The sequence below is a fragment of the Chlorogloeopsis fritschii PCC 6912 genome (genome assembly GCF_000317285.1).
GTDB lineage: Bacteria > Cyanobacteriota > Cyanobacteriia > Cyanobacteriales > Nostocaceae > Chlorogloeopsis > Chlorogloeopsis fritschii.
On the sequence record NZ_AJLN01000025.1, the window covers coordinates 1 to 1,854 of the forward strand.

Sequence of the window (1,854 nt, forward strand, 5' to 3'; positions counted from 1 at the left end):
TTTTGTGACATACTCCTACACTTCTGCTTCGCAGTAAGTGTAGGCTTCCAAGACAATCCGGCTATTGCGTAGGAGACTCTTGGCTTTAAGAACCGGATGCCCCTCGGCTCTTTTTCTTATTACAATGGCTGCATTATGATCACGATTCAAAGAACAACCGCAACTGCATTCGTGCCATCGTTCATGTAGCTTTTTAGGTACTTTTGCACCACAACTAGAACATTCTTGAGTTGTACCAGATGCTTTAACAGGTATTACCAACAAACCAGCATTTTCGGCTTTGTTTGTCAGTATTGATAAGAAGTTACCCCATCCTGCATCATGCACAGACTTGGAAAGTCTAGATTTTGATAGTCCTTTGATGTTTAAGTCTTCATGTGCAATTACGTCATATTTTTTCAGTAAGTTGCTAGCAGTTTTAAAGTGAAAATCTTTGCGCTTATCAGCAACTTTTTTATGTTGTTTACCTAGTTGCTTAACTGCTTTTGTTCTACGATTACTACCCTTCTTTCGCCGTGAAACACGTTTTTGGATAACTCTCAGGCGTTTTTGAGCTTTGCGATAGTGTTGAGGAATAGCAACAGCTTCGCCTTTGGCATCTGTCAAAAATTCTTTTAATCCCATATCAATACCAGTTATTGATTCTGGATTTATATCTGGTTTGATTTCTGGAACTGTAGAATCCTCTAAGCTCAGAGTTAAATAATAACCATCTGCTTTTTTAGTGACAGAAGCAGTTTTGACTTTAAATCCATCAGGCAATGGACGATGCAGAATAACCTTGATTTTTCCTAGTTTTGGTAAATTAATTAAGTTATCTTGCAAACATCCGTCTTTTATTTGCGGATAAGTGAAGGTTTTATATCTACTTCTAGATTTAAACCTTGGTTTACCACTTCTTTTCCCATTACTATCACCCTTGAGAAATCTATCAAAAGTTACCTTAACCCGCTTAACTACATCCTGCAAAACCTGTGAATAAATATCACCATAGTGAGGATGCGTTTTTTTAAGTTCAGGTAATGTTTTCTTTTGAGAATAATAGTCTGGATTGTCCCTTAATTCGGGTAAATGACAAACAAGAGGACAAGCATTAACCGGACATCGATTTTGCTCATACCAGTTAAATCTATCTGCCAACAAATAGTTATACTGAGCGCACAACATAGACAGCCATCTGTCTATTTCTATTGCTTGCTGTTTTGTTGGGCGTAGTTTGTACTGGTACGCTGTTCTCAACTGTTTATCACCACCTTCGTTAATTAGTGTTATGCTTTTAATATACACTGATTTTAGAAAATAGTAAATGAAAAATGATTTCGTTTCAAAAGGACGGTCTGTAAGTAATCTCAAAGTACATCTTGTCTTAACTACAAAATATAGAAGAAACGCTTTAACAGTAGAGATGTTAGAGCGTCTTCATAATGTCTTTGAAGAATTGTTAATTAAGTGGGACTGCAAACTTATAGAATTTAATGGAGAAGAAAATCACATTCATTTACTTTTTCAATATCATCCTGACATTGAACTTAGTAAGTTAATTAACAATTTAAAATCAGTGTCATCAAGAAAATTAAGACAGCAATTTTCTGAACACTTAGCAAGATTTTATAGTAAAGATGCTTTTTGGAATGGATCTTACTTTGTTGCTAGTTGTGGAGGAGTTACCGTTTCAACACTACGAAAATACATTGAAAATCAGCAGCAACCTGAAGATTAAGACTGCTCGTTTCCTCCATATCTTCCTCCCTCGCTTTCAGCATTGGTCGGAAGATTGTCGTCAACTCACCCGCAATTCATCTCATCACTTCCGCTTCGCGGTAAGTGAGAGGCTTCTTGCGGTTTTAGCTAAAG

Annotated in this window: 2 protein-coding genes; one reads left to right on the forward strand and one right to left on the reverse strand. The window is 36.6% G+C overall.

Going from position 1 to position 1,854, the window contains the following annotated elements; genetic code table 11:
* Positions 1–15: 15 nt before the first annotated feature.
* The gene (locus tag UYC_RS0101425) at positions 16–1,239 is read right to left on the reverse strand and encodes an RNA-guided endonuclease InsQ/TnpB family protein (RefSeq protein ID WP_040432011.1); all 1,224 of its coding nucleotides are present in this window, start codon (positions 1,237–1,239) and stop codon (positions 16–18) included.
* Positions 1,240–1,306: 67 nt separating this feature from the next.
* Here UYC_RS0101425 and tnpA point away from each other — a divergent pair, with 67 nt between their 5' ends.
* Positions 1,307–1,720 (forward strand): IS200/IS605 family transposase, encoded by a 414-nt coding sequence (tnpA, locus tag UYC_RS0101430; protein ID WP_016879211.1) that lies wholly within the window; start codon positions 1,307–1,309, stop codon positions 1,718–1,720.
* The last annotated feature ends 134 nt before the right edge of the window (positions 1,721–1,854 follow it).